Origin of the sequence: Algibacter pectinivorans, assembly GCF_900112595.1 — a bacterium.
Lineage (GTDB): Bacteria > Bacteroidota > Bacteroidia > Flavobacteriales > Flavobacteriaceae > Algibacter_B > Algibacter_B pectinivorans.
Genome location: NZ_FOMI01000001.1, coordinates 398,810 through 424,462, shown reverse-complemented (window position 1 = coordinate 424,462; position 25,653 = coordinate 398,810). Strand labels below are relative to the sequence as shown.

Annotated in this window: 25 protein-coding genes and 1 riboswitch; of the genes, 20 read left to right on the top strand and 5 right to left on the bottom strand. The window is 34.2% G+C overall.

Features of this window, described 5'->3' with window-relative positions:
- Nucleotides 1-133 precede the first annotated feature (133 nt).
- The 4 genes from tig to BMY96_RS01990 form a co-directional block, all read right to left on the bottom strand.
- The gene (tig, locus tag BMY96_RS02005; protein WP_092848398.1) at nt 134-1,462 is read right to left on the bottom strand and encodes a trigger factor; all 1,329 of its coding nucleotides are present in this window, start codon (nt 1,460-1,462) and stop codon (nt 134-136) included.
- 151 nt (nt 1,463-1,613) lie between these two features.
- Nucleotides 1,614-1,961, bottom strand: coding sequence for a phage holin family protein (locus BMY96_RS02000; RefSeq protein WP_092848395.1), 348 nt, complete (start codon nt 1,959-1,961; stop codon nt 1,614-1,616).
- A 16-nt stretch (nt 1,962-1,977) separates the two neighbouring features.
- A complete protein-coding gene (locus tag BMY96_RS01995; protein WP_175473492.1) occupies nt 1,978-2,742 on the bottom strand; it encodes an alpha/beta fold hydrolase in 765 nt (254 codons plus the stop codon).
- Nucleotides 2,743-2,861: 119 nt separating this feature from the next.
- Nucleotides 2,862-3,578 (bottom strand): pyridoxine 5'-phosphate synthase, encoded by a 717-nt coding sequence (locus BMY96_RS01990; protein WP_092848392.1) that lies wholly within the window; start codon nt 3,576-3,578, stop codon nt 2,862-2,864.
- Nucleotides 3,579-3,803: 225 nt separating this feature from the next.
- On the opposite strand from BMY96_RS01990, the gene BMY96_RS01985 reads away from it, so the two are divergent.
- The 8 genes from BMY96_RS01985 to murI all read left to right on the top strand — a co-directional run bounded on the left by BMY96_RS01985 (nt 3,804) and on the right by murI (nt 12,272).
- Nucleotides 3,804-4,463, top strand: a complete 660-nt coding sequence (locus BMY96_RS01985) for a CBS domain-containing protein (protein WP_092848389.1) — start codon at nt 3,804-3,806, stop codon at nt 4,461-4,463.
- 9 nt (nt 4,464-4,472) lie between these two features.
- Nucleotides 4,473-5,360, top strand: a complete 888-nt coding sequence (locus tag BMY96_RS01980; protein ID WP_092848386.1) for an NAD kinase — start codon at nt 4,473-4,475, stop codon at nt 5,358-5,360.
- A 308-nt stretch (nt 5,361-5,668) separates the two neighbouring features.
- Nucleotides 5,669-6,355, top strand: coding sequence for a type IX secretion system protein PorG (porG, locus tag BMY96_RS01975; RefSeq protein WP_092848383.1), 687 nt, complete (start codon nt 5,669-5,671; stop codon nt 6,353-6,355).
- A 1-nt stretch (nt 6,356) separates the two neighbouring features.
- Nucleotides 6,357-7,097: an undecaprenyl pyrophosphate synthase gene (gene uppS / locus BMY96_RS01970; protein WP_092848381.1), complete on the top strand. Its 741-nt coding sequence runs from the start codon at nt 6,357-6,359 to the stop codon at nt 7,095-7,097.
- Nucleotides 7,030-9,711, top strand: a complete 2,682-nt coding sequence (gene bamA, locus BMY96_RS01965; RefSeq protein ID WP_092848379.1) for an outer membrane protein assembly factor BamA — start codon at nt 7,030-7,032, stop codon at nt 9,709-9,711. The genes uppS and bamA overlap by 68 nt, the downstream gene beginning before the upstream one ends.
- A gap of 171 nt (nt 9,712-9,882) precedes the next feature.
- On the top strand, nt 9,883-10,893 hold the full coding sequence (locus BMY96_RS01960) for an OmpH/Skp family outer membrane protein (protein WP_092848377.1): 1,011 nt from the start codon (nt 9,883-9,885) through the stop codon (nt 10,891-10,893).
- A gap of 27 nt (nt 10,894-10,920) precedes the next feature.
- The gene (locus BMY96_RS01955) at nt 10,921-11,421 is read left to right on the top strand and encodes an OmpH/Skp family outer membrane protein (protein WP_092848374.1); all 501 of its coding nucleotides are present in this window, start codon (nt 10,921-10,923) and stop codon (nt 11,419-11,421) included.
- A 71-nt stretch (nt 11,422-11,492) separates the two neighbouring features.
- Complete coding sequence (murI, locus tag BMY96_RS01950) at nt 11,493-12,272, top strand: glutamate racemase (RefSeq protein ID WP_092848372.1); 780 nt, start codon at nt 11,493-11,495, stop codon at nt 12,270-12,272.
- 294 nt (nt 12,273-12,566) lie between these two features.
- Here murI and ahcY read toward each other — a convergent pair whose 3' ends face one another.
- Entirely contained in the window at nt 12,567-13,883 is a 1,317-nt protein-coding gene (gene ahcY / locus BMY96_RS01945) for an adenosylhomocysteinase (protein WP_092848776.1), read from the bottom strand.
- Between the two features lie 130 nt (nt 13,884-14,013).
- Here ahcY and BMY96_RS01940 point away from each other — a divergent pair, with 130 nt between their 5' ends.
- The 12 genes from BMY96_RS01940 (at nt 14,014) to thiE (ending at nt 25,647) form a co-directional block, all read left to right on the top strand.
- Nucleotides 14,014-14,640: a 4'-phosphopantetheinyl transferase family protein gene (locus tag BMY96_RS01940; RefSeq protein WP_092848370.1), complete on the top strand. Its 627-nt coding sequence runs from the start codon at nt 14,014-14,016 to the stop codon at nt 14,638-14,640.
- Between the two features lie 53 nt (nt 14,641-14,693).
- Nucleotides 14,694-15,434, top strand: a complete 741-nt coding sequence (locus BMY96_RS01935; protein ID WP_092848368.1) for a phosphoglycerol geranylgeranyltransferase — start codon at nt 14,694-14,696, stop codon at nt 15,432-15,434.
- Between the two features lie 41 nt (nt 15,435-15,475).
- On the top strand, nt 15,476-16,108 hold the full coding sequence (gene pnuC, locus BMY96_RS01930; RefSeq protein WP_092848365.1) for a nicotinamide riboside transporter PnuC: 633 nt from the start codon (nt 15,476-15,478) through the stop codon (nt 16,106-16,108).
- Entirely contained in the window at nt 16,069-16,638 is a 570-nt protein-coding gene (locus BMY96_RS01925) for an AAA family ATPase (protein ID WP_092848363.1), read from the top strand. The genes pnuC and BMY96_RS01925 overlap by 40 nt, the downstream gene beginning before the upstream one ends.
- Nucleotides 16,638-18,188 carry a DUF4301 family protein gene (locus BMY96_RS01920; protein ID WP_092848360.1) on the top strand — a complete coding sequence of 517 codons (1,551 nt, stop codon included), beginning with the start codon at nt 16,638-16,640 and terminating at the stop codon, nt 18,186-18,188. The genes BMY96_RS01925 and BMY96_RS01920 overlap by 1 nt, the downstream gene beginning before the upstream one ends.
- On the top strand, nt 18,188-18,595 hold the full coding sequence (arfB, locus tag BMY96_RS01915) for an alternative ribosome rescue aminoacyl-tRNA hydrolase ArfB (RefSeq protein WP_092848357.1): 408 nt from the start codon (nt 18,188-18,190) through the stop codon (nt 18,593-18,595). Before BMY96_RS01920 ends, arfB begins: the two co-directional genes overlap by 1 nt.
- 340 nt (nt 18,596-18,935) lie before the next feature.
- Nucleotides 18,936-21,191, top strand: a complete 2,256-nt coding sequence (locus BMY96_RS01910) for a TonB-dependent receptor (protein ID WP_092848355.1) — start codon at nt 18,936-18,938, stop codon at nt 21,189-21,191.
- 38 nt (nt 21,192-21,229) lie between these two features.
- Nucleotides 21,230-21,327: riboswitch (TPP riboswitch) on the top strand.
- Between the two features lie 65 nt (nt 21,328-21,392).
- Nucleotides 21,393-21,593 (top strand): sulfur carrier protein ThiS, encoded by a 201-nt coding sequence (gene thiS, locus BMY96_RS01905; RefSeq protein WP_092848353.1) that lies wholly within the window; start codon nt 21,393-21,395, stop codon nt 21,591-21,593.
- 46 nt (nt 21,594-21,639) lie between these two features.
- Complete coding sequence (thiC, locus tag BMY96_RS01900; RefSeq protein WP_092848351.1) at nt 21,640-23,499, top strand: phosphomethylpyrimidine synthase ThiC; 1,860 nt, start codon at nt 21,640-21,642, stop codon at nt 23,497-23,499.
- A gap of 156 nt (nt 23,500-23,655) precedes the next feature.
- Nucleotides 23,656-24,255 carry a thiamine phosphate synthase gene (locus tag BMY96_RS01895; protein ID WP_092848348.1) on the top strand — a complete coding sequence of 200 codons (600 nt, stop codon included), beginning with the start codon at nt 23,656-23,658 and terminating at the stop codon, nt 24,253-24,255.
- A complete protein-coding gene (locus BMY96_RS01890) occupies nt 24,252-25,004 on the top strand; it encodes a hydroxymethylpyrimidine/phosphomethylpyrimidine kinase (protein ID WP_092848346.1) in 753 nt (250 codons plus the stop codon). Before BMY96_RS01895 ends, BMY96_RS01890 begins: the two co-directional genes overlap by 4 nt.
- A 1-nt stretch (nt 25,005) precedes the next feature.
- Nucleotides 25,006-25,647 (top strand): thiamine phosphate synthase, encoded by a 642-nt coding sequence (gene thiE / locus BMY96_RS01885; RefSeq protein WP_092848344.1) that lies wholly within the window; start codon nt 25,006-25,008, stop codon nt 25,645-25,647.
- Nucleotides 25,648-25,653: the final 6 nt, after the last annotated feature.

Sequence of the window (25,653 nt, the reverse complement as noted above, 5' to 3'; positions counted from 1 at the left end):
CTATATTTTGTGAGCTAAACTCTTGACTTACATGTAAGTGAGCTTATGAAAATTAAATTAAAACTTCTTTTTTAATAAAAAAGCGCTTAAACCCGCAGATTTAAGCGCTTAAATATAAGCATTTTTAATTTATTTATTTGTCGCCGTACACTTCTTTAACAAAGTTTTCGTAACTTAATTCTTTAACCTTAAGGTTTGCTTTTTCTTTGTAAATGTTTAGTAATTTTTGACTTACTAATTGCTCTGAGATACGACGTGCTTCATCTTGGTTTCCTAATACACGAGCTGCAATATCATCTAATTCCTTATCAGAAGGATTCATTTGACCAAATTGAGCCATTTGTGCTTTAATCATTTCTCTGGCATGACCTTTAATGTCCTCCATGGTTACTTGCACATTGTTAGCCTCAATTAATTTACCTTCAATTAACTGGTAACGTAAGCTTTTTTCAGACTTTTCGTATTCTTCTTTGGCTTGTTCTTCATCCATTTCTTTTTCACCAGCAGTTTGCATCCACTTTGTTAAAAACTCTGCAGGTAAATCGAATTTTGTGTTTTCTACTAAATACTCAGTAACGTCGTTTAGTAATTTTTGATCGGCTTGTTGTACAAATTGCTTTTCGGCATCTTCTTTAATTTTTGCTTTAAGCTCAGTAACCGATGTTACAACATCTTTACCAAAAAGTTTATCGAATAAGTCTTGGTCTAAATCTGCAAGCTCACGCTTGTTGATTTCCGAAATAGTAAAGTTTACTTCAATATCTAAACCATGAACATCGTCATGACCTAATTTTAAAGCGTGCATTAAATCGTGATCATCTTCAAAAAGGCCTTTAGTTTTTAAAGTAATAACGTCGCCAGCTTTAGCACCAATAAATTGTTTTGCAGTTGATTTGCCTTTAAATTTATCTAGTGTTAACGTTACGGTGTTGTTTATTTCTTTTTCTTCGTTTGTGTAAGCTCCAGTAATTTCGCTATCTGCTTCAACAACATCTTGAGATACTAATTTTCCGTATTGTTTTTGAATACGTTCAACTTGCTCATCAATCATTTTATCGTCTGCAACGATGTTGTATTGTGTAATGGCTTTTTTTCCTTTTAATTCCACTTCGAATTCTGGTGCAAGACCTAATTCAAATTCAAAAGAAAATTTTTCGGCATTCCAGTCAATCTCATCCTGCATTTTTGGTAATGGTTGCCCAAGAACATCTAATTTTTCTTCAGTTAAATACTTGTTTAAAGCATCTTGTAATAGTTTGTTAACCTCGTCTACTAAAACAGCTTTTCCGTATTGTTTTTTTACCATACCCATTGGCACATGTCCTTTTCTAAATCCAGGAATGTTTGCTGTTTTGCGGTAATCTACCAATATTTTTTCAACCTTATCGCTATAATCTTCTTTAGCGATATCTACTTTTACTACAGCATTTAATGCATCAACGTTTTCTCTTGTAATATTCATTTTAAATGATATAAAGCCTTAAATCAGGCATTTAACAATAAAGGTTTGTTTTAAAACCTGCAATTTTTGTTACTAAAATTGGGATGCAAAAATAGTATATTTTTACATCCTAACAAAGTTTTTAATTACTTGATTTACAACAGCTGCTTAACTACTTTTTATCTGTTTTTAGTAAGGACTGTAAAATGGATTGAAGTATAGATAGTAAGATGCTAAATAAGATAGCCCACCAAATGCTATTTACAGCAAAACCATCTATAAATTGATCTGCTAATAGAATTATTGCGCCATTAATAACTAAAAGAAATAAGCCTAGAGTTAGTATGGTTGCAGGTAAGGTTAAAATAACTAAAAGTGGTTTAACCAAAAGGTTTAAAATGGATAATACTAAGGCTACAATTATGGCTGTAACATAATTATCTACTTGTACTCCGGAAAGTAAGTGAGCTAAAGCGAATACGGCTACAGCATTTAATAAAAGTCTTAATATTAGATTCATGTGTGTTATTTTTAAATCAATTTACAAAATTAATTACAGCTTGCGAAAATTCTTTAGGGTTTTCGGCATGTAACCAATGTCCTGCGTTAGAGATGGTAACGATATTAGACTTTGGAAAATGGTTTTTAATTAAAGCTTCATCGCCAACACCAATATATTCTGATCGGTCACCACGTAAAAACAACGTGTTTTTTTCGAACCTCGAGTAACTAGGTAAGGATTCGCCAACCTCGGCAACTTCTTGTTTTAAAACCTCTAAGTTAATGCGTAAAGCTAGTTTTCCTTTTTCAATCCAGTATAGGTTTTTTAATAAAAACATACGGGTTCCAACATCGGAAACGTATCGACTTAAAGCCTTGTCTGCTTCGGTTCTAGACGTAATGGTATCAAAATTTAATGCGCTTAAGCCTTCTAGAATGGCATCATGATGCACTGGGTAAAATCTAGGAGAAATATCGGCTACTATTAATTTTGAAACGAGTTCTGGGTATAATGTAGAAAATAACATGGCTGTTTTGCCTCCCATAGAGTGACCAAGTAAAACAATATCAGATAGATTATGTGCATCGCAATACTGTTTTAAATCTTCGGCTAATACCTCATAGTTAAAAGTATCGTCATGAAAACTACGTCCATGATTACGTTGATCTATTAAGTGCACTTGAAAACCAAGTTCGCTAAATTGAGTTCCTAGGGTTTTCCAGTTATCGCTCATGCCTAAAAAGCCATGAAGAATAATAAAAGGTTTTCCTTCTCCTAATATGTTTGAGTGTAATATCATTTGGCTTCCATTTATCCCTCTAGCGGAGGGGAATTGTTATTTAATTTTTTATGTTTTAATTTGTTTTTTGTCGCTTCACTTACAATGGTGTGCTTCCTTATACTTAGTAAGGATTAACTTTATGCTTTTAGCTTGCGTAAATACATTTGTATAACGTTCTCGACGCCTAAATATAAACTTTCGGCAATTAAAGCGTGTCCTATAGATACTTCTAATAAATCTGGGATGTTTTCTTTAAAAAACTGGATGTTATCCAAAGATAAATCATGTCCTGCATTAATGCCTAAGCCTAAGCTATTTGCTAATTTGGCGCTCTCTAAATACGGGGTAATAGCATCTTTGTTTCCTAAACCGTATTGGTGTGCAAAGGCTTCGGTGTATAATTCAATTCTATCGGTTCCTGTGGCTTTAGCGCCTTCAATTTGCTCTAAAACTGGATCTACAAAAATAGAGGTTCTTATACCGTTATTTTTAAACTCCTTAATAACATCAACCAAAAAATCTTTATGTTTAATGGTGTTCCAGCCAGCGTTACTAGTTATAGCATCAACGGCATCTGGCACTAAGGTAACCTGTGTTGGTTTAACCTCTAAAACCAAATTCATAAAAGATTCTATTGGGTTGCCTTCAATATTATATTCTGTGTAAACCTCCGGTTTTAAATCGCGTGCATCTTGGTAGCGAATATGTCTTTCGTCTGGTCTAGGGTGTATGGTAATACCTTGTGCTCCAAAACGCTGTGCGTCTTTTGCAAATTCAACAACATTTGGTACATCGCCACCTCTAGAATTTCTTAAAGTCGCAATTTTATTAATATTAACACTTAGCTTAGTCATCTAACATATTTTAAAATAGAATGTATTTGAAATTTTTTAATTTAAGAAACCCTCAAATTAATTGTGCAAAAATACAAAGTAGAACAGCCATAGATACTATTTTTTTGATTAATTTGCAGTTCTATAAAGGATTGCAATAAAATACGCTTTTCAATAAATTACAGTTATAATTTATCAGTGTAAAACAAAACATTTTATAGTATTAATAAAAATAGGAGTTACAGTATGAAACTTTCAGAGCTTATTATAAACGACATAACGCCATTAAGCAACCAGAGTGAAACAAGGGATTTAAAACAATTGTTTAATCAGCTTACGTACTCGCATATTCCGGTTAAAAATGAAAATGGTGCCTATTTGGGGTGTTTTTCCGATACCGATGCGCACTGTTTTGATGGTGAAAAAGCTATTGAAACCTATTTGTATGCTTTAGAAGATTTTTATGTTAGAAATACCACACTTTGGTTAGATGTTTTAGAAGCCTTTGCAGTAAATTCGGCTAATATTATGCCGGTTTTAAATGAGCAAAATGAGTACTTAGGTTATTATGAGCTTAACGATGTTATTAGTTTATTTAGCGAATCGCCTTTTTTCTCTGAAGCGGGAGGTATTCTAGTTGTAGAAAAAGGTATTAACGATTATTCATTTAGCGAAATTAGCCAAATTGTAGAGTCTAACGATGGTAAGTTGCTAGGGGCCTTTATTTCTAAAATGAATACCGATCTAGTTCAAGTTACTTTAAAAATAGGAAATACCGGACTAAACGAAATCATTCAAACCTTTCGTAGGTACAGTTATAACATAGTTTCTGGCCACGAAGAAGATGGCTATATTGAAACCTTAAAGGAGCGATCAGATTATTTAAACAAATATTTAAACATGTAATTTTAATTTATGAAGGTTGCCATTTTCGGAAGATATTATAATACCACAACACCAAAATCTGTTGAAACCCTTTTTAATTATCTTGAAAATCAAGGTATAGAAGCTTATATCGAGACAGAATTTCATAAATTAATAGACCAAGAGCCTCATGATATTAAAGGCTATCACAAATACAAAACCTTTACAGAGCTAGATCCAAGTTTCGATCTTTTAGTAAGTATAGGCGGCGATGGAACCATATTAAGAGCCACCATGTTTGTAAAAGATATGGGTATTCCAATTATTGGTATAAATACGGGGCGTTTAGGGTTTTTGGCAACAATTCAAGTAGATGCCATTGAAAAAGCCATACAAAATATAATAGATGGTAAATATCGCATATCCGAACGCAGTTTATTAACCGTAGAAACATCGTCGGGCAATAAAGATATCGAGGCCATGAGTTTTGCACTAAACGAAATATCGGTAAGTCGTAAAAACACCACGGCAATGATAACTATCGATACCTATTTAGACGACGAATTTTTAAATTCCTATTGGAGCGATGGTTTAATCGTATCTACCCCAACAGGTTCTACAGGTTATTCATTAAGTTGCGGCGGTCCTGTAATAACACCAGGTTCAAGTAGTTTTGTATTAACACCAATAGCACCACATAATTTAAGTGCGCGCCCGCTTGTTATTCCAGATTCAACCGAGGTGCATTTAAGAGTGCATGGTCGCGAAAAACAACATTTAATATCTCTAGACTCTAGAATTGCAACTCTAGATAATGGAACGCTTATTAAAATTAAGAAAGCCGATTTTAAAATTAAAATGATCGATTTACTAGACGAAAGCTTTCTAGATACCCTTCGCAAAAAGCTTCTTTGGGGCGAAGATAAACGTAATAAATAAGTTTTGGGCGCCTGCCGGCAGGCAGGCGGGTTACCAAACCCTTTGACTCCGATAAGTACAATCTCTAACGCAAACCTGTACGCTAAATTTGGGAGTAATACCATAAGTCAGTTTCTATATGCAAATTAAACACTATGCTGTTTTAAAATCTAATACCAATAATCCATCAGAAAGTACTTATAGTCTTTAATAATCCTTTCAATAAAAAGCAATAATTTAATAGAATTTCTGTTTTAAAACCATACAAATAGGCTCAAATTATAATGAGCTAATGTTATTTAATTATATTTGCAAACTTTTGAATATTTATGAGGCATTTAATCATATTGATATTAAGCATATTAAGCACCCAGCTAGGTAGCGCACAAATTAACGAAATTGGTGTGTTTTTAGGAGGAAGTAATTTTATTGGAGATGTTGGTGCTACCGATTATATATCGCCAAACCAACTAGCCGTTGGTGGTATGTATAGATGGAATAGAAGTAAAAGACACTCGTATCGTGCCTCAATAATTTTTAGCGAATTAGAAGGTATAGACACAAACTCAGACGATCCTAGGCGTATTCAACGTGGTTACGAGTTTTCAACTAAAATCACAGAATTGTCTTTAGGAATGGAACTTACCTTTATAGATTTTAATTTACATTCGGGTAAAAGGTTAGGAACACCATATTTGTTCTCTGGAATTACTATGGCTTACCACGATAATTCTTATTTTAGTAGCGGAATTCAAACCTCCGAAGATACTTCAAGTTGGGCATTTGGTATTCCAATGGTACTAGGTTTTAAAACCAATGTGCTAGAAAACTTTATCTTAGGCCTTGAAGTAGGAGCGCGATATACATTTTCGGACGAGTTAGATGGTAGTTTACCCGATTCAGAAGAACTACAACAATTTCGTTTTGGAAATATAAATAATAATGATTGGTACATGTTTACAGGAATAACTTTTACCTATACATTTGGAGAAAACCCTTGTTATTGCATAGATTAAAATGGACTTAAAAAACCACGTACTTAAAAAATCGTTACCAAAACATATTGCCATTATTATGGATGGTAATGGGCGTTGGGCCAAACAAAAGGGTATGTTGCGTGCTTTTGGTCATGAAAACGGAACAAAATCGGTAAGGCAAACAGTAGAGGCTTGTGCAGAGTTAGGTATAGAAAATTTAACCTTATATGCCTTTTCTACCGAAAATTGGAACAGGCCAAAACTAGAAGTGCAAACTTTAATGAAACTTTTGGTGTCATCTCTTAAAAAAGAAATTAAAACACTTCAAGACAATAATATTAAATTGGCAGCAATAGGATCATTAGAAGCATTGCCTAAAAAAGTTTATAAAGAATTGACCGAAGTTATTGAAAGTACAAAACAAAATTCTAGAATGACTTTAACTCTAGCGCTTAGTTATGGCTCTAGAGCCGAAATCATAAACAGTGTTAAAGAAATTAGTATTAAAGTTAAAAATAGTATAATTTCGGCCGAAAATATTGATGAATCAATTATAAATGAGCATCTTTACACGCGAAATTTACCAGATGTAGATTTGCTTATTAGAACAAGTGGAGAGCAGCGTATAAGCAATTTTTTACTATGGCAAATCGCTTATGCCGAATTATACTTTACAAGTGTTTTATGGCCAGATTTTACCAAGCAACATTTGTATGAAGCTATTATTGAATATCAAAAAAGAGAACGACGATTTGGGAAAACAAGTGAACAACTTAGCTAAAAAAACACCTACGCATACCTATTTTAAACGCTGTTTATCATTATTATTTTTTATCAGTTGCTTAAATAGTTATGCCCAAAATTCAAATTTCAACGAGGGTACTAAGTATACCTTAGCAGAAATAACAGTATCTGGTAATACTACCTTTAGTGAACAAACTATTATTACATATTCTGGTTTAAGAAAAGGTAAAGAAATAACTATACCTGGAGAGGATATAGGTAATGCTATTAAAAAACTTTGGAACTCTAAATTATTTAGTGACATTGAAGTTTATGTGACTAAAATTGAAGGCGACGTAGCACATTTACAAATAAAACTATCCGATTTACCACAACTAAACGAGCTTAAAATTAACGGCGTAAAAAAAGGTAAGCACGAAGGCATTATTAAAGATAATAAATTAAGAAAAGGAACTAAAGTTACCGAAAACTTAATTACAACTACCAAAAATTTCCTTACTAAAAAGTACAAAAAAGAAGGTTTTCTTAATACCAAAGTACATATAAATACTGTAGAAGTTAAAGATTCTATCGAAACAGCAAGGGTAAATATGGTGCTTAATATTGATAAAGGTGAAAAAGTAAAAATTAAAGACATTACATTTAATGGTAACGATGTGCTAAGTGATAAACAGCTTAGAAAAAGCATGAAAGGAACCAAGCAAATTAAGCGTATAAGACTTTTAAAACGTTCAAAATTTATTGATTCAACGTACCAAGCAGATTTAGGTCATGTTATAGATACATATAAAGAAAATGGTTATAGAGATGCTAGAATATTAGCAGACAGTATTATTTATAATAATGATAAAACCATATCTCTAGTTATCGATGTTAAAGAGGGGGAACCATATACTTTTGGTAAAATTAATTTTATTGGTAATACAGTTTATACCAACGATCAATTAAGTAGATTGTTACGTATTAGAGAAGGCGATACGTATAACGGAATTTTATTGCAAGAGCGTATTGCAGATAACTCTAAACCAGATGCGCAGGATATTACAAATCAATACCAAAATAATGGTTATTTATTTTCAAGCATTAACCCTGTTGAGGTAAGTGCTGATAATAATATAATTGATATTGAGGTAAGAATATCTGAAGGTAAACCGGCGTATTTTAACACTGTAAGTGTTGTAGGTAACGATAAAACTAACGATCACGTAATTTATAGAGAACTACGTACTAGACCAGGACAGCTTTATAGTAAAGCAAATGTAGTAAGAACTGTTAGAGAGCTTGGGCAATTAGGATTTTTTGATGCTCAAGAAATCTCACCAAACTTTAATAATCCTAACCCTGTTGAAGGAACTATTGATATGGAATATTCCGTTAAAGAAACCGGATCTAGTCAAATTGAGCTTCAAGGTGGTTATGGAGGCGGGGGCTTTATTGGCACACTTGGATTGTCCTTTAATAATTTCTCTATTAAAAACATATTTAAAAAAGAGGCCTATAAACCAATTCCCATGGGCGATGGCCAAAAATTAGCATTACGCTTACAGGCCAGTCGTTTTTATCAAACATATAGTTTTTCATTTTCAGAACCCTGGTTAGGTGGTAAACGCCCAGTGCAGTTTTCTACATCATTATCACATACAAAACAGTTTTTATTTGATTTTAATACTGGAAATGCAGATAAAAGTAAAAGTTTTAATATTACAGGTATTACATTTGGCTTGGCAAAACGTTTGCAAGTACCTGATGATTATTTTACTTTATCTCAGGCTATAAGTTACCAACGTTACGATTTAAATAACTACAATACGGGGTTATTTACATTTGGTGATGGGTTTTCAAATAACTTATCTTATACATTTGGCCTTAGTAGAAATAACACAAGTGTAGATCCAATTTTCCCAACAGGTGGTTCTAACTTCTCGTTTTCAACAAAATTTTCGTTGCCTTACTCGTTATTTAATGGTGTAGATTATGAGGAATTATCTGAAGATTATGATGAAGCCTTAGAACGTCGTTCTAATGCATCAAGTACTGCAGATCGTGATTATATTGCAGCGAATAACGAAATTGCAGAAATAGATCAAAAACGTTATAATTGGTTAGAATTTTATAAAGTTAAATTTTCTGGAGAGTGGTACACTCAAATAACCAAAAATTTAGTTTTAAGACCTAAAATAGAATTTGGTTTTTTAGGCGCATATAATAATGCTAGGGGTGTAATTCCTTTTGAACGTTTTTATTTAGGTGGTGATGGTTTAGGTAATTTCTCTTTAGATGGTAGAGAAGTGGTGCAATTACGTGGATATCCAAACCAATCGTTAACACATTTAGATGAAAGTACAGGGCAAGCATCGCAAGATGGGTCTAGTATTTATAATAAATTTTCGTTAGAGCTTCGTTACCCAATTACTTTAAAAGCATCGGCTAAAATTTATGCTTTAGGATTTTTAGAAGGTGGTGCATCTTCAGATTCTTTTAGGGATTTTAATCCGTTTAACATCAATAGATCTGCCGGTTTAGGTATACGTATATTCATGCCTGCCTTTGGTTTATTAGGTATTGATTTTGGTCATGGTTTCGACCCACTACCAGGGCAAACAGTTAAGAACGGATGGGAAACACATTTCATAATTGGACAACAGTTTTAGGTAGAAAAAATACTTTGGCACGATATTTTCTAATAACACTTTGATGATTTACAACAGAATTGAAATTTTTAACGTTAAAATTCGTTAATTTTGAAGATGCAATTCTAAAAGGCAGAAAAAATCATCTGTCGTTTTAGAATTAATAACCAAGAAATTATAAAATATTAACAGATGAAAAATAACGTTCTTTATTTACTGACATTAGTTTTTATGCTAAGCTTTTTTGCGAACGCTCAACGTGGAGTTCGAATAGCTTATATAGATACCGAGTATATTTTAGAGAATGTTCCGGAGTATCAAGAAGCAACAGCGCAATTGGATGATAAGGCTCAGAAATGGAAAAATGAGATTCAATCTAAATTAACTGCAGTCGAGCAAAAGCGAAAAGACCTTAGTAATGAAAAAGCACTTTTAACAAAAGAGCTAGTTGATGAGCGTGAAGAGGATATCACTTTTGAAGAAAATGAAATCTTAGATTATCAACAAAAACGTTTTGGTCCTAATGGCGATTTATTTATCCAGAAAAGGCAATTAATGCAACCTATACAAGACCAAATATTTGCAGCCGTTCAAGATATGGCAGAAGGTAGAAAGTATGATTTTATTTTCGATAAATCTTCGGATGCTGTAATGTTGTTCTCGGCAAAACAATTTGATGTTAGCGAGCAGGTATTAAGGAGTATAACGCGAACTTCTAAACGCAAGCAAGCAACCACAAAGGCAGAACGTAAAGCGGCAGAAGAGGAAGAGTTAATTCCGGAAATTAACGAAGAACTTGAAGCTAGAGAAAAAGCTTTGGAAGAAAAGAAAGCTGAAAGAGAAAGTGCTGTTGAAAAACGCCGACAAGAAATTTTGGCAGCTAGAGAAGCTAAAAAGAAAGAAGCAGAAGCTAGACGCCAGAAGGTATTAGAAGACAGAGAAAAGGCTAAACAAGCTAAATTAGATGCTAGAGATAGTACTTCGGGACCTCCAGGTGCACCAGGAGGAGCTAATGCAGAAGCATCGGAGGCAGGTGCTAAAACAGAAGCTGCAGCTACTAAAACCAAGGCAGAACTAATTGAAGAAAACAGACAAAAAAAATTAGCAGAGAGGGAAGCTAGAAAAAAAGCCCTTGAAGAAAGAAAAAAACAAATATTAGAAGAACGCCAAAAGGCAAAAGACAGTATAAACAACAATAATTAATTTTAACACACTTAATACTTTTTAAAAATGAAACAATTTAAAACTTTTTTATTAGCAATCGCTCTATGTTTTGCAACCGTTAGTTTTACGCAAGCACAAAGTAAAGTTGCGCATATAAACACTCAAGAATTAATTGCAGCAATGCCAGCAGCTAAATCTGCTCAAGCTGAGATTGAGGCTTTAGGTAAAACTTACCAAACAGATATTCAAGCATCTATTACGGAATATCAAAACACAGTAAAACAATACGAGGCTGAGGCTGCTACAAAAACAGACGAAGAAAACCAAAAAAGAGGTTTAGAGCTTCAAGAAAAACAACAACGTATTCAACAATTTAGAGCAGATGCTCAAAAAGATTTAGCAACTAAAGAAGCTGAGTTATTTAAGCCAATTCAAGAAGCTGCAATGAAAGCTATTAACGAAGTGGCTAAAGCTAAAGGATACGAGTATGTAATTGATAGAGCAACATTAATTGTAGCTAATGGTACAGATATTCTTGCCGATGTAAAGAAGCAATTAGGTATCTAATATAAAATTACTATAAAATAATTTTTAAAGCTGTCTTTTATAAAGGCAGCTTTTTTATTTTTGTTATACTTATGAGTAAGCAGGCTATTGGTATTTTTGATTCTGGGGTTGGAGGAACTTCCATTTGGAAAGAAATACACGCGCTTTTACCTTTTGAGCATACTATTTACCTTGCCGATAGTATTAATGCGCCTTATGGTCCTAAAGGGAAAGAGGCTATTTTAGCCCTGAGTATAAAAAATACGGAGTATTTGCTTAATAAAGATTGTAAGCTAATTGTAGTAGCTTGTAATACCGCCACAACAAATGCTATAACGTATTTAAGGTCGCAATATAATGTGCCTATTATTGGTATTGAGCCAGCTATAAAACCTGCTGCTTTACAAACCCAAACGCATGCGGTTGGTATATTGGCAACTAAAGGCACTTTAAGTAGCGCATTGTTTTCTAAAACGGCTACACTATTTGCTAAAGATGTTACTATTGTAGAGCAAATAGGAGATGGTATTGTAGAGTTAATTGAAGCTGGTAAACTGCATACCGAAGCTATGAAATTGCTTTTAAAGGGCTATTTAGAGCCTATGATTAAAGCTAATATAGACTACTTGGTTTTAGGTTGCACGCATTACCCTTACTTAATGCCTATTCTGTTAGAATTATTACCAAAGCATGTTAAAATTATTGATTCTGGCGAAGCTGTAGCACGACAAACCAAGGCGGTTTTAAAAGAATATAATCTTTTAAATGAGGCTATGCTTAAACCTAAATTGCAATTTTTTACTAACGGAAATCCCGAGGTTATGAAAACGCTTTTAGGCAACGGTTATAAGGTGTCGTCCCTAGATTTTTAACGGTACGCTTATTATATTTTTTAACTCAAATTTTGGTGTTAAGTACTGCACTCGCGTTAGGGATAATAGTGGAAAGCCCACAGCCCGACGCAGGAGGTGCGAGGACTTGTAGCGAATAGCCCGACTTTTTGCGATCCTGCAAGGTTTACAATAAAAACCTTGTAGGTATGAGTAAAAAGTAACGCCCAACTGCTTCATTTAATTAATCTAGTTTCAGGACTAATTGTAGCAAAAAAAAAATCCCAAACACGAATGCTTGGGATTTGGAATTTTATAATTGGATGTTTTATTATCCTAATAACGGTAATGTTCTGGCTTATATGGACCATCTACAGTTACTCCAATATAAGTTGCTTGATCTTCGCGAAGCTCGGTAAGCTCAACACCTATTTTTGCTAGGTGTAATTTCGCTACTTTTTCGTCTAGATGTTTAGGTAACATATAAACTTCGTTTCCGTAAGCTTCGGCATTTTTCCAAAGTTCGATTTGCGCTAAAGTTTGGTTTGTAAATGAGTTACTCATTACAAAACTTGGGTGTCCTGTTGCACAACCTAAGTTTACTAAACGCCCTTCGGCAAGTATAATAATGTCTTTTCCAGCAATATTATATTTATCTACTTGTGGCTTAATGGTATCTTTTGTGTTACCGTGGTTTTTGTTTAACCAAGCCATGTCGATTTCGTTATCGAAGTGGCCAATGTTACATACAATAACCTTATCCTTCATAGCTTCGAAATGACGCCCTTGGATAATATCTTTATTTCCTGTAGTTGTGATAATAATATCTGAATTAGCAACAACAGTTTCTAGTTTTTTAACTTCAAAACCGTCCATAGCAGCTTGAAGCGCACAAATTGGATCGATTTCGGTTACTGTTACTATAGAACCAGCACCTTTAAATGAAGCTGCTGTACCTTTACCAACATCGCCATAACCACAAACAGTTACACGTTTACCGGCAAGCATAATATCGGTTGCACGACGAATAGCATCTACTGCAGATTCTTTACATCCGTATTTATTATCGAATTTAGATTTTGTTACAGAATCGTTTACGTTAATAGCAGGCATTGGTAATGTTCCGTTTTTTACACGCTCGTAAAGACGGTGAACACCTGTTGTAGTTTCTTCTGATAATCCTTTAATTCCTGCTGCCAATTCTGGATACTTGTCTAGTACCATGTTGGTTAAATCGCCACCGTCATCAAGAATCATGTTTAATGGTTTTCTGTCTTCTCCAAAGAAAAGAGTTTGCTCGATACACCAGTCAAATTCTTCTTCGGTCATGTCTTTCCATGCGTAAACAGCTGTTCCTGCTGCTGCAATGGCTGCTGCTGCCTGATCTTGAGTTGAGAAAATGTTACAAGAACTCCAAGTTACCTCGGCGCCTAGTGCTTGTAAGGTTTCAATTAAAACGGCTGTTTGTATGGTCATGTGTAAACATCCAGCAATGCGAGCTCCTTTTAATGGCTGCTCGTTTTTGTACTCTTCACGAAGACTCATTAAACCTGGCATTTCGGCTTCTGCCAATTTTATTTCTTTGCGTCCCCAATCGGCAAGTGTAATGTCTTTTACTTTACTAGCTACGTAAGGAATTGTTTTTGTACTCATAGTAATTTTCTTTTGTTTTTTAATGCTAAGCTTCATTGTGATTAGAACTTAAAATACTTAAATTCGCTTTTATAAAACACATTATCAACTTAGAGTTTGCAAAGATAACTATTAACTTTTAGAATATTAAATGCCTTTATACAAAACCATTACCCCAAATTCACAAACTACTGTTAAAATCTGGAAGATTACAGAATCTTACACAGATTTAATGGCGGCGGTTAATTTGAAAGAAATGGCGCTAAATCGTGTTTTAGGTATGAAAAGTGAATTGCACCAACGTGGTTTTTTAAGTGTACGTTGCTTATTGCAAGAATTTGGGTACGCTGATGCCGATTTGTTTTATGATGAACATGGTAAACCCCATTTAAAGGATGGTAAGCAAATTTCTATTACACACTCGTTTACTTTCTCAGCGGTTGTTATAAGCGATTTAATTGTGGGTATTGATATTGAGAAGCAACGTGACAAAATTGGAGTGATTGCCCATAAGTTTATTGATTACGAAAATGATTATTTAAACGATAAGGTAGAAGATTACGTAAAGAAATTAACTGCTATTTGGTGTGTTAAGGAATCTTTATACAAGCTTTTTTGTACGCCCGGGCTTAGTTTTAAACAGCATTGTCTGGTGATTCCGTTTTCTGAAGGCGATCATGAAACCATTGCCTGGATTGATTATAAAAACAAAAAATACCGCTACAATATTTACTTTTTAGAGTTTGAAGGTTTTACCTGTGCTTATGCTATACAGTAGAAACAAGAAAAGAGAAAATAGAGCATAGCGCAAAGAAAATTATTAATGAATTCGTGGTAAAAAGACAAGACACATACCAAAATATAATAAAATCGGTTTCGGTAAAAGAGAAACTTTTGGCCGTATTAATTGATCCTGATAAGTTTTTAGTTGAAAACACAAGCGCATTTATAAATAAGGTAAACGCATCCATAGCCACTCACGTTTTTGTTGGTGGTAGTACTGTAGATGATTTTGTAACCGATACGCTGGTTGCCGAAATTAAAAAACATACCGCTCTACCTATAGTTTTATTTCCGGGTGATATTACCCAGATAACAGGAAAAGCAGATGCTATTTTGTTTTTATCCTTGCTCTCTGGTAGAAATCCAGATTATTTAATAGGAAAACATGTTCAAGCTATTTCAAAACTAGATAAAACAAAATTAGAGATTATATCTACAGGGTATATTTTAATTGAAAGTGGTAAGAAAACTGCCGTACAACGTGTTACTAAAACAAATCCTATATCAAGAGATAACGTACAACACATAATTAATACTGCTAAAGCAGGACAATTATTAGGGATGAAACTTATATATTTGGAAGCTGGTAGTGGTGCAGAACAAGCACTTACAGGAGAAATTATCCAATCGGTAAAGGAGGCGTTATCCATTCCTTTAATAGTTGGAGGAGGTATTCGAAGCAAGGTACAACTAGAGCAAGCCTATAAAGCAGGAGCAGATTTAGTTGTTATTGGTACCGCTTTTGAAAGTGATGACTTGTTTTTTGAAGACCTAAAAATGATTAATTAATACCACGCCTTAAATAAAAAGTAAAACTTTAAATATTAATTATGAATGCCTTTTTTGAGTTTTTCTTTGGACAATATTCCGGATACCAAACTACAGATATAGTTCTTGAAATTGTAGCCGTAATTTTTGGTTTTCTTTCCGTTTTGTATTCTAAACAAAATAATATTTTGGTGTTTCCAACAGGTATGGTAAGCACTGTTATTTTTGTGTATTTATTATATAAATGGGAGTTGTTAGGCGATATGATGATTAACGCTTATTATTTTGTAATGAGTGTTTATGGATGGTATATTTGGACAAGGACTAAAAACAACACTCAAGTATCTCCAATTTCAAAAATGTCATTTAACGAGAAAAAGATAAGTGTAATTATATTTTTAGCCACCTTAATATTTGTGTATTTAGTTTACATGACGTTTGGTAAATGGACAAGTTGGGTGGCCTATGTTGATACCTTTACAACAGCTATATTTTTTGTTGGCATGTGGTTAATGGCAAGACACAAATTGGAGAATTGGGTTTTCTGGATTATTGGCGACCTTATTTCCGTTCCTTTATATTTCTATAAAGGGTTTACATTTACTAGTTTACAATATTTAGGATTTACCGTTATTGCAATTTTTGGTTATTTAGCATGGAAGAAAAATATAAACAACAACCCGCAAACTGCATAAAAGTAGTTTTATTTGGGCCAGAATCTACGGGAAAAACCACATTGTCTCGTCAGTTAGCACGGTATTATAGTTCGGTTTGGGTTCCAGAATATGCGCGTGATTATTTGCAAAAAAAATGGAACGACCATAGAAAAACTTGCGAGATAGAAGACTTGCTACCTATAGCCGAAGGCCAAATTAAACTCGAAAACGAATTGGCGCAAAAAACAGATACTGTGTTAATTTGCGATACCGATTTGTTAGAAACCAAAGTGTATTCCGAAGCTTTTTACTCCCAAAGTTGTGATCCCGATTTAGAGAAATATGCGGTGCAAAATTCGTACAATTTGTATTTTTTAACTTATATTGACACGCCATGGGAGGCAGATGATTTAAGGGATAGGCCAGAGGAGCGCGAAACCATGTTTAATGCGTTTCATGAGGCATTAGAAAAGTATAACAAACCATACGTGATATTAAAAGGCGATATAAAAACACGTTTAGAAACCGCTATTAAACATATAGACAAACTATTAAACTCTAAAGTATAATGTTTTCAGACCAAGATATTAAACAACTAAAAAGCAAAGGCATTTCGGTAAAAGCCGTAGAGGCTCAGGTTACCAGATTAAAAGAGGGTATGACTTTTTCTAATTTGTTAGCGGCAGCTACAGTAGATAAAGGAATTGAAAGTTATGACGGTAATGAGATTCAAAACTTTATAGATTTATATGAAGCGGAACAAAACAATATATCTATTGTAAAATTTGTACCAGCTTCGGGCGCAGCAACACGAATGTTTAAATTTTTATTTCAATTTCTTAAGGGGTTTAATCCGGCTAAGGAAACTTTAGAGAAATATGCTGAAAGAAAAAACGATAACTTAATTTTAATTTTTGCCGAAGGACTAGAGAAGTTTCCATTTTATAAGGAAGTAATATCGAAGGTTAAACAAAGTAATCCTGATTTTGAGAGCTTATCAAGAGACGAGAAAATACTTCTATTTGTTAAAACTATGCTCGATGCAAAGGGTTTAAATTATAGTTTTTTTCCAAAGGGATTATTACCGTTTCATAAATATAACAACGAAGTAAAAACAGCTTTCGAAGAACATTTATTCGAATCTACGTTATATGCAGATTCCAACCGACAAGCAAATCTTCATTTTACGGTTTCAAAAAATCATCAATTATATTTCTCAAATGAATTAAGTAAAATACGAGAAACTTTAGAAAAGCAAACAAAAACCACATTTAACGTGTCGTTTTCATATCAAAACGAAGCGACCGAAACAGTGGCACTTGCAACAAATGATGATGTGGTACGAAAAGAAGATGGTTCTATTTTATTCAGACCAGCAGGACACGGTGCCTTGTTAGAGAACTTAAATAAGTTGGATAACGATTTAATCTTCATAAAAAACATTGATAATATTGTTGTTTCTGGCAGAAATATTGGGCTTTCAAATTACAAGAAATTATTAGCCGGTGTTTTATTAGAAGCACAGCAAAAGGTTTTTAGTTATTTGCATAAGTTAGATGAAGGACATTTAGTCGATTCCGATTTTAAAGTGATGGCATTATTTTTAAGATATAGATTAAATGTGCCCATAATAGTAGATTTTGAAGCGTATACTGCACAAGAAAAAATAGAATATTTAAAAGAAAAACTTAACCGACCAATTCGTGTATGTGGCATGGTTAAAAACCAAGGTGAACCTGGAGGCGGACCGTTTTGGGTTAAAGATAAAAATGGCAATACGTCTTTACAAATCGTGGAGTTTGCTCAGATTAATTTTGGCAAAAAGAATCAGCAAAGTATTGTTTATAAAGCCACGCATTTTAATCCAACAGATTTAGTTTGCGGTGTTAAAGACTATAAAGGGAACAAGTTCGATTTATCTAAATTTGTCGATCCTGAAGCTGCTTTTATTACCACCAAAACTCAAAATGGTGTCGATATTCAGGCCTTAGAATTACCAGGATTATGGAATGGTAGTATGGCATATTGGAATTCTATTTTTGTTGAAGTCCCTCTCGAAACGTTTAACCCGGTAAAAACAGTTAATGATTTGCTTAAACCGGTTCATCAAGTGTCATAATGTTTAATGAAGATGCGATACGGCAAGAGTTAAATTTTAAAGCCATTAGAAGTTCGGGCAGCGGCGGGCAGCATGTAAATAAAGTGTCTTCAAAAGTGGAACTAACTTTTAATGTGTTAGAGTCCTTGGTACTCAATGATACTCAAAAGGAACGTATTCTTATTAAACTTCAAAATCGATTAACAACAGAAGGTGTTTTAATTCTGCAATGCGGCGAAAGCCGAAGCCAGCATAAAAATAAAGAAATCGTTATTAAGCGTTTTTTAGAGTTGATAAAAGAAGCTTTAAAAGTTCCAAAAAAGCGAAAACCTACAAAAGTGCCTAAGTCAGTTATTAAAAAGCGCCTTAAAAGTAAGCGTAAACAGTCTGAAAAGAAGAGCAATAGGCAAAAGCCAAACATTGACTAAATAATTATTAATTTTTCACTGTTAATTCTTAATTCTTAACTAACTTTGCAGCGTTCTCAAAAAGGGGTGCCTATATCGGCTGAGATCATACCCATTGAACCTAGAACAGGTAATGCTGTTTAGGAAGCGAGCGTAAAGAAAATGTCCGGTGGACATTTTTAGCGAGTGCGATAAGGTCATCAATGTTGTTTTTTTACTTCTAAATCTTAATTTGTCTATGATTAACGATTTAAGGAATATTAAAACTAACTATATGATTTCGTATAAGTTAAACGTTCAAAGTTTATTTATAAACAATAAAGAATAATGACCTCTTTTTATTCGATTTTAAACAATCGTAATGAAAAATTTATTTCTTTTTTTAACACTTTTAGTGTTATCAGTCAGTGCCAACGCACAACAAAATCAAAAAACTCAAGATTCAACAAAAACAGAAAAACTTGACGAAGTCTTGCTCTCTGCAACAAGAGCAAAAGATAAAACACCAGTTGCATTTACAAATATTTCAAAGGAAGAATTAGAGTCCATTAATTTAGGTCAAGATTTACCTATTTTATTAGACCAATTACCATCTGTAGTTACAACTAGTGATGCAGGTGCCGGTGTTGGTTATACAGGAATTCGTGTTCGTGGTACAGATGCTACTAGAGTAAATGTAACCATTAACGGTATCCCTTATAATGATTCCGAAAGCCAAGGAACATTCTGGGTGAATATGCCAGATTTTGTGTCTTCAGTAGAAGATATACAACTTCAGCGTGGCGTAGGAACTTCAACTAATGGTTCTGCTGCATTTGGAGCAAGTTTAAATTTAAAAACCTTAAATCCTTCAACCGAAGGTTACGCTACAACAACCAATGCAGTTGGAAGTTTTGGTACTAGAAAACACAATATTAGTATCGGTTCTGGAATAAAAAATAACTTTTATGCAGAAGGACGATTATCAAACATTCAAAGTGATGGATATATTGATAGAGCAAGAGCAGACCTAAGTTCGTATTACGTAGAAACGGGTTTTTTAAACGAGAAAACGTCAGTTAAAGCCATTGTTTTTGGAGGTAAAGAAGAAACATACCAATCTTGGTATGGTACACCCGAAGCTGTAGTTAATAATGATAGAGCGGGTATTCAGGCATTTATAGATAGAAATTTCCCTTCGGAAGCTGAAGCTGAAAATCTTTTAAATTCAGGACGAACCTATAATTATTATACTTATAAAAATGAAGTAGATAATTACGAGCAAACACATTATCAATTACATGCTTCGCATCAATTTAACACTAATTTTTCAGCTAATATTTCAGGAAACTATACTAGAGGAAAAGGCTATTTTGAGCAGTATAAAGATGGTGAAGAGTTAGGAGATTATTTTCCAAATAACCCAAATGCTTCAGAAGAAGGAGATGTTATTAGAAGACGCTGGTTGGATAATGATTTTATTGCATTAGTATATTCGCTTAATTATAAAAAGAACGATTTAAGCCTATACCTTGGTGGAGGTTATAATACCTATAAAGGAGACCATTTTGGTGAAGTTATTTGGGATTCATTTTCTTCTGAAATTCCTATTAACAGCAACTATTATTTTAGTTATGGTGATAAAAAAGATTACAATACGTATGTAAAAGCTGAGTATAATATCAGTTCTAATCTTTTTGCATTATTAGATTTACAATTCAGAAAAGTAGATTATGAATCGGTTGGAACTAGTTCAGATTTATTAGATATTGATGTATCTGAATCGTATAATTTTTTCAATCCTAAATTCGGGTTAACTTATAAATTCGATAATTATAACAGTATTTATGGCTCTTTTGCTGTTGCTAACAGAGAGCCAAATAGAGACGATTTAACTAAAAATCCAATTCAGCCAAAACCTGAAAGATTACACGATTTTGAATTTGGATATAAGTTAAAAACACCTAATTTCTATACTACTGCCAATTTATATTATATGAATTATAAGGACCAATTGGTTTTAACTGGCGATTTAGATGATGTTGGCGACCCTATTAGGCAAAATGTAGAAAAAAGTTATAGAGCTGGTATTGAATTACAGGCAGGATATAAAGTGTCAGAACAATTTAGAATTGATGCTAATGCAACTTTCAGCCAGAATAAGATTAAGGCTTTTGATTATGTGGTTTACGATACGCAATACGACCCAAATACATTTGATACTGTATCTTACGAACCTATTGTTACAGAATTTGAGGATACCGATATTTCTTTTTCACCAAATGTTATTTTTGGAAACACCTTAACTTTTACTCCAATTAAAAACGGAAGTATTGCCTTATTATCTAAATATGTTGGAAAACAATATTTAGATAATACATCTAGCAATAGTAAAAGTATTGATGCTTATTTTGTGAATAACTTAAACGTATCATACAAATTTCAACCCACATGGATTAAAGAAATAGCATTAAATCTATTAGTTAATAACTTGTTTGATTCTGAATATGTATCTAATGGATATACGTATAGCTATTATTACAGACCAGAAGGTTCATCTGATGCGCCTATAACTGAAAATTTCTACTATCCGCAAGCGGGTACAAACTTTTTAGTAGGTTTAACATTAAGGTTTTAAAAATTATAAAAGAAATTAGTATTAGTTCATAAACACATAGTAAACTTTAGGAGTGGCTAGTTTTATACTAGTTTGAGACATATCCTTTGAACCTGATTTGGCTAATACCAACGTAGGGAAAAGTTATTTTCGAAATATTAGATTCAGCTGTCGTGCTTTATCTTATTCTTCTTAGAGTTTACTTTATTTAACTACAACACCATGTATATTAAAGTAAACAATACTGCTTACGAAATACCAGAACAAACTACGGTACAACAGCTTGTGGAGCAATTAAAAATGTCCACAAACGGCATTGCTGTGGCCATAAATCAACACGTTGTAAAAAACACCAATTGGCCTTCAACCATTATTAAAAATCAGGATGATATCCTAATTATAAAGTCTACACAAGGCGGTTAATTAAATAGTTTCATCACATATAAGTCTAACAACATAAGGTAAAAACATGAAGAAAAAAGATACTGCACCACAACAAAACGGCGTTACTAGAAACCCATTTCCTAACTCCCAAAAAATCTATGTTTCAGGAAAACTATATCCAGAAATAAAAGTAGCCATGCGCGAAATTTATTTAAGTGATACCAAAGATTCTATAACAGGCAAATTAACCCAAAATCAACCGGTAACCGTTTACGATACTTCGGGGCCTTATACAGATTCAGAAAAGGAAATAAATATCCAAAATGGTTTAGAGCGCATTCGCGAGGCATGGATTAAAGATCGTGGCGATGTGGAAACCTTAAATGCGTTTACTTCAAAATATTGTAACCAACGTTTAAGCGATACTAGTTTAGACCATCTACGTTTTAATTTAAAACACAAACCTAAAAGAGCGGTAAAAGGCAAAAACGTAACCCAATTACACTATGCAAAACAAGGTATAATCACTCCAGAAATGGAGTACATTGCAATTCGAGAAAACCAACGCATAGACCAAATGACTGAAATTGCAAAACAACATAAGGGCAAAAATTTTGGAGCCTCAATTCCCGATAAAATTTCACCAGAATTTGTAAGAAGTGAAGTGGCTCGTGGTCGTGCGGTAATACCAAATAACATAAATCACCCAGAAAGCGAACCTATGATTTTGGGTCGAAATTTCTTAGTAAAAGTAAATGCTAATATTGGTAATTCTGCCACCACATCTTCCATAGAAGAAGAAGTAGAAAAGTCGGTTTGGGCATGCCGTTGGGGTGCCGATACCATTATGGATTTATCAACCGGTAAAAACATACACGAAACTAGAGAGTGGATTATACGTAACTCGCCCGTTCCAATTGGTACAGTCCCTATCTACCAAGCCTTAGAAAAAGTAAATGGTGTAGCCGAAGATTTAACTTGGGAAATTTTTAGAGATACCTTAATTGAGCAAGCAGAACAAGGTGTCGATTATTTTACCATACACGCAGGTGTATTATTGCGTTATGTACCCATGACGGCAAAACGTGTAACAGGCATTGTGTCTCGCGGCGGCTCCATTATGGCAAAATGGTGTTTAGCGCACCATAAAGAAAGCTTTTTGTACACGCATTTCGAAGATATTTGCGAAATTTTAAAACAATACGATGTAGCATTTTCACTTGGCGATGGTTTACGCCCAGGCTCCATTGCCGATGCCAACGACGAAGCCCAATTTGCAGAATTAGAAACATTAGGCGAACTCACCAAAATTGCACGTAAGCACGATGTACAATGCTTTATCGAGGGGCCTGGTCACGTACCAATGCACATGATTAAAGAAAACATGGACAAACAACTAGAACATTGCGACGAAGCTCCGTTTTACACCTTAGGCCCACTAACCACAGATATTGCCCCGGGTTACGATCATATAACCTCCGGCATTGGTGCTGCAATGATTGCCTGGTATGGTTGTGCCGTTTTGTGTTACGTTACCCCAAAAGAGCACTTAGGGCTACCCAATAAAAACGATGTAAGAGAAGGCGTTATTACCTATAAATTGGCCGCCCATGCAGCCGATTTAGCAAAAGGACATCCAGGAGCCCAACATCGCGATAATGCACTAAGTAAGGCGCGTTTCGAGTTCCGTTGGGAAGACCAATTTAACCTTGGTTTAGACCCCGAAAAGGCACGCGAATTTCACGATGAAACCCTGCCTGCCGAAGGCGCCAAAATAGCCCATTTCTGTTCCATGTGCGGACCAAAATTCTGTTCCATGAAAATCTCTCAAGAAGTTAGAGATTTTGCCGCAGAAAACGATATTGTCGATAACGAGGTTATTGCAAAAGGTTTCAAAGAAAAATCGAAAGAATTCAAAGAAAAAGGATCGCAAGTGTATCTTTAACAAAATAATAAGGGAGTTCCCGTGCTTTTAATAAAAAGCACGGGCGGGCTTTCCGTTGCAAGTCCTCGCTCCTCCTACGTCGGGCTGTGGGCTTTACACTGCAATCCCTAACTCAGCGATACGGCATAGCATAACGCATAACAAAAAATAAAGAAAATGATAGTCTTAATTTCACCAGAACACGATATTCCAAACGAAATCGAAATACTTAATCAGTTATTTCAACATGGTTTACAATACTATCATCTTAGAAAACCCGAAAAAAATTACCAGCAGCATTGTACATATTTAAACCAAATAGATGCCCAGTATCACAACCGGGTTGTAGTGCATTATTTTCATGAGCTTGTTAATACATATCCCTTAAAAGGCATTCATTTTCAAGAACAAAAGCGAATAGACCACATTGATAATCCTGGGCAATATTTTAAAAACCTAAGCATGTTTGGTAAAACCATAAGCTCCTCCTTTCATGAAATTCAAGATCTTATCGACTGTCATTTCGAGTTCGATTACCATTTGTTAAGTCCGGTGTTTTCATCCATTTCTAAAGCAGGTTACCAGGGTCGTGGTTTTAACGTCAACCATATCGATAAATTTATTGTTGGTATGGGCGGTATCAATGCCAATACCATTTTAGAAACCTTCAAACTTGGTTTTAAAGGCGTTGGTGTTTTAGGTGGTGTTTGGAATGCAGAAAACCCAGTAAAAAGTTTCATCCAATTACAAACAGCACATAGTAATATCAAACTTTGAAAAACAGACCAAACATATTAACCATTGCAGGTTTCGATCCCACCAACGGTGCCGGATTAACCGCCGATGTAAAAACATTCGAAGCCTTAAAATGTTATGGTTTATCGGTTTGTACAGCAAATACAGTACAAGATGATAAGGCATTTATTACTTGCCATTGGATGCCAGTTTCAATTATTTTAAATCAAATAGAGGTGCTTTTCAAACGGTTTCAAATCAACTTCGTTAAAATTGGTATTGTACAAAACTGGGATGTTTTAGAAATTATCATCAACAAATTACATAGCCTAAACCCTGAGGTAAAAATCATATTAGATCCTATTTTAAAATCGAGTTCTAATTTTAATTTTCATAGCAATCCTTCAGAAAAACTAGATGTTATTTTATCTAAAATCTATCTGCTTACACCTAACTACAACGAAATTCAACAATTATACCCAGACAAAACCATCAGCGAAACTATTACATATATTCAATCTAAAACCAATCTGTTTTTAAAAGGTGGGCATCACCCCGAAAAATTAGGGCAAGACACACTTCATCTTAAAAACAAAAAACATGTTGTGTTTAATGCTAAGTCTAAAAATTGTACCGAAAAACATGGAAGTGGTTGTGTGCTATCATCTGCTATAACAAGCTATTTAGCCCTAGAGTTTCCAATATTTAAAGCCTGTTTAAAAGGAAAACAATACACCGAAAAATTTTTAAGTTCTAATACCTCATTATTAGGCTTTCATTCAAAAAAATAACATGAAAACAACATTACACTACATATCGCAAGGCGCTACGCCACAAGACCATTTAAATAATATACACAGTGCCTGTGCAGCGGGAGCGGAGTTGGTTCAGTTACGATTAAAAAAATGCGATTCAAAAACCATTTTAGAAACAGCAAAAAAGGCAAGAGAAATTACCAGTCATTTCCAAACGCGTTTAATTATTAACGACCACTACAAAGTGGCCGCAGAAGTTAAAGCCGATGGTGTGCATTTAGGCAAAAAGGATGCTTGCCCAACGGTAGCCAGAAAAGCATTAGCCTCTTGGCAAATTATTGGTGGTACCGCAAATACGCTTCAAGATTGCCAAACGCTTATTGATAAGGGTGTGGATTATATTGGCTTAGGGCCTTTTCGTTTTACCGAAACAAAAGATAATTTAAGTCCTGTTTTAGGAGAAAAAGGGTATGCCGAAATTATTTCAGCTTTAAACACCAATACGCCAATTATTGCTATTGGCGGCATTACCTTAAATGATGTGTTGGACCTGATGATTACCGGGGTTTTTGGTATTGCCGTTTCAGGCGATATTACTCGCGATTTTAACAAAATAACAAAGTTTAAAGAACTAATTAACGGCGGTACAGCACCAGAACAACGCTGGAAACCCGAATAAATTAAA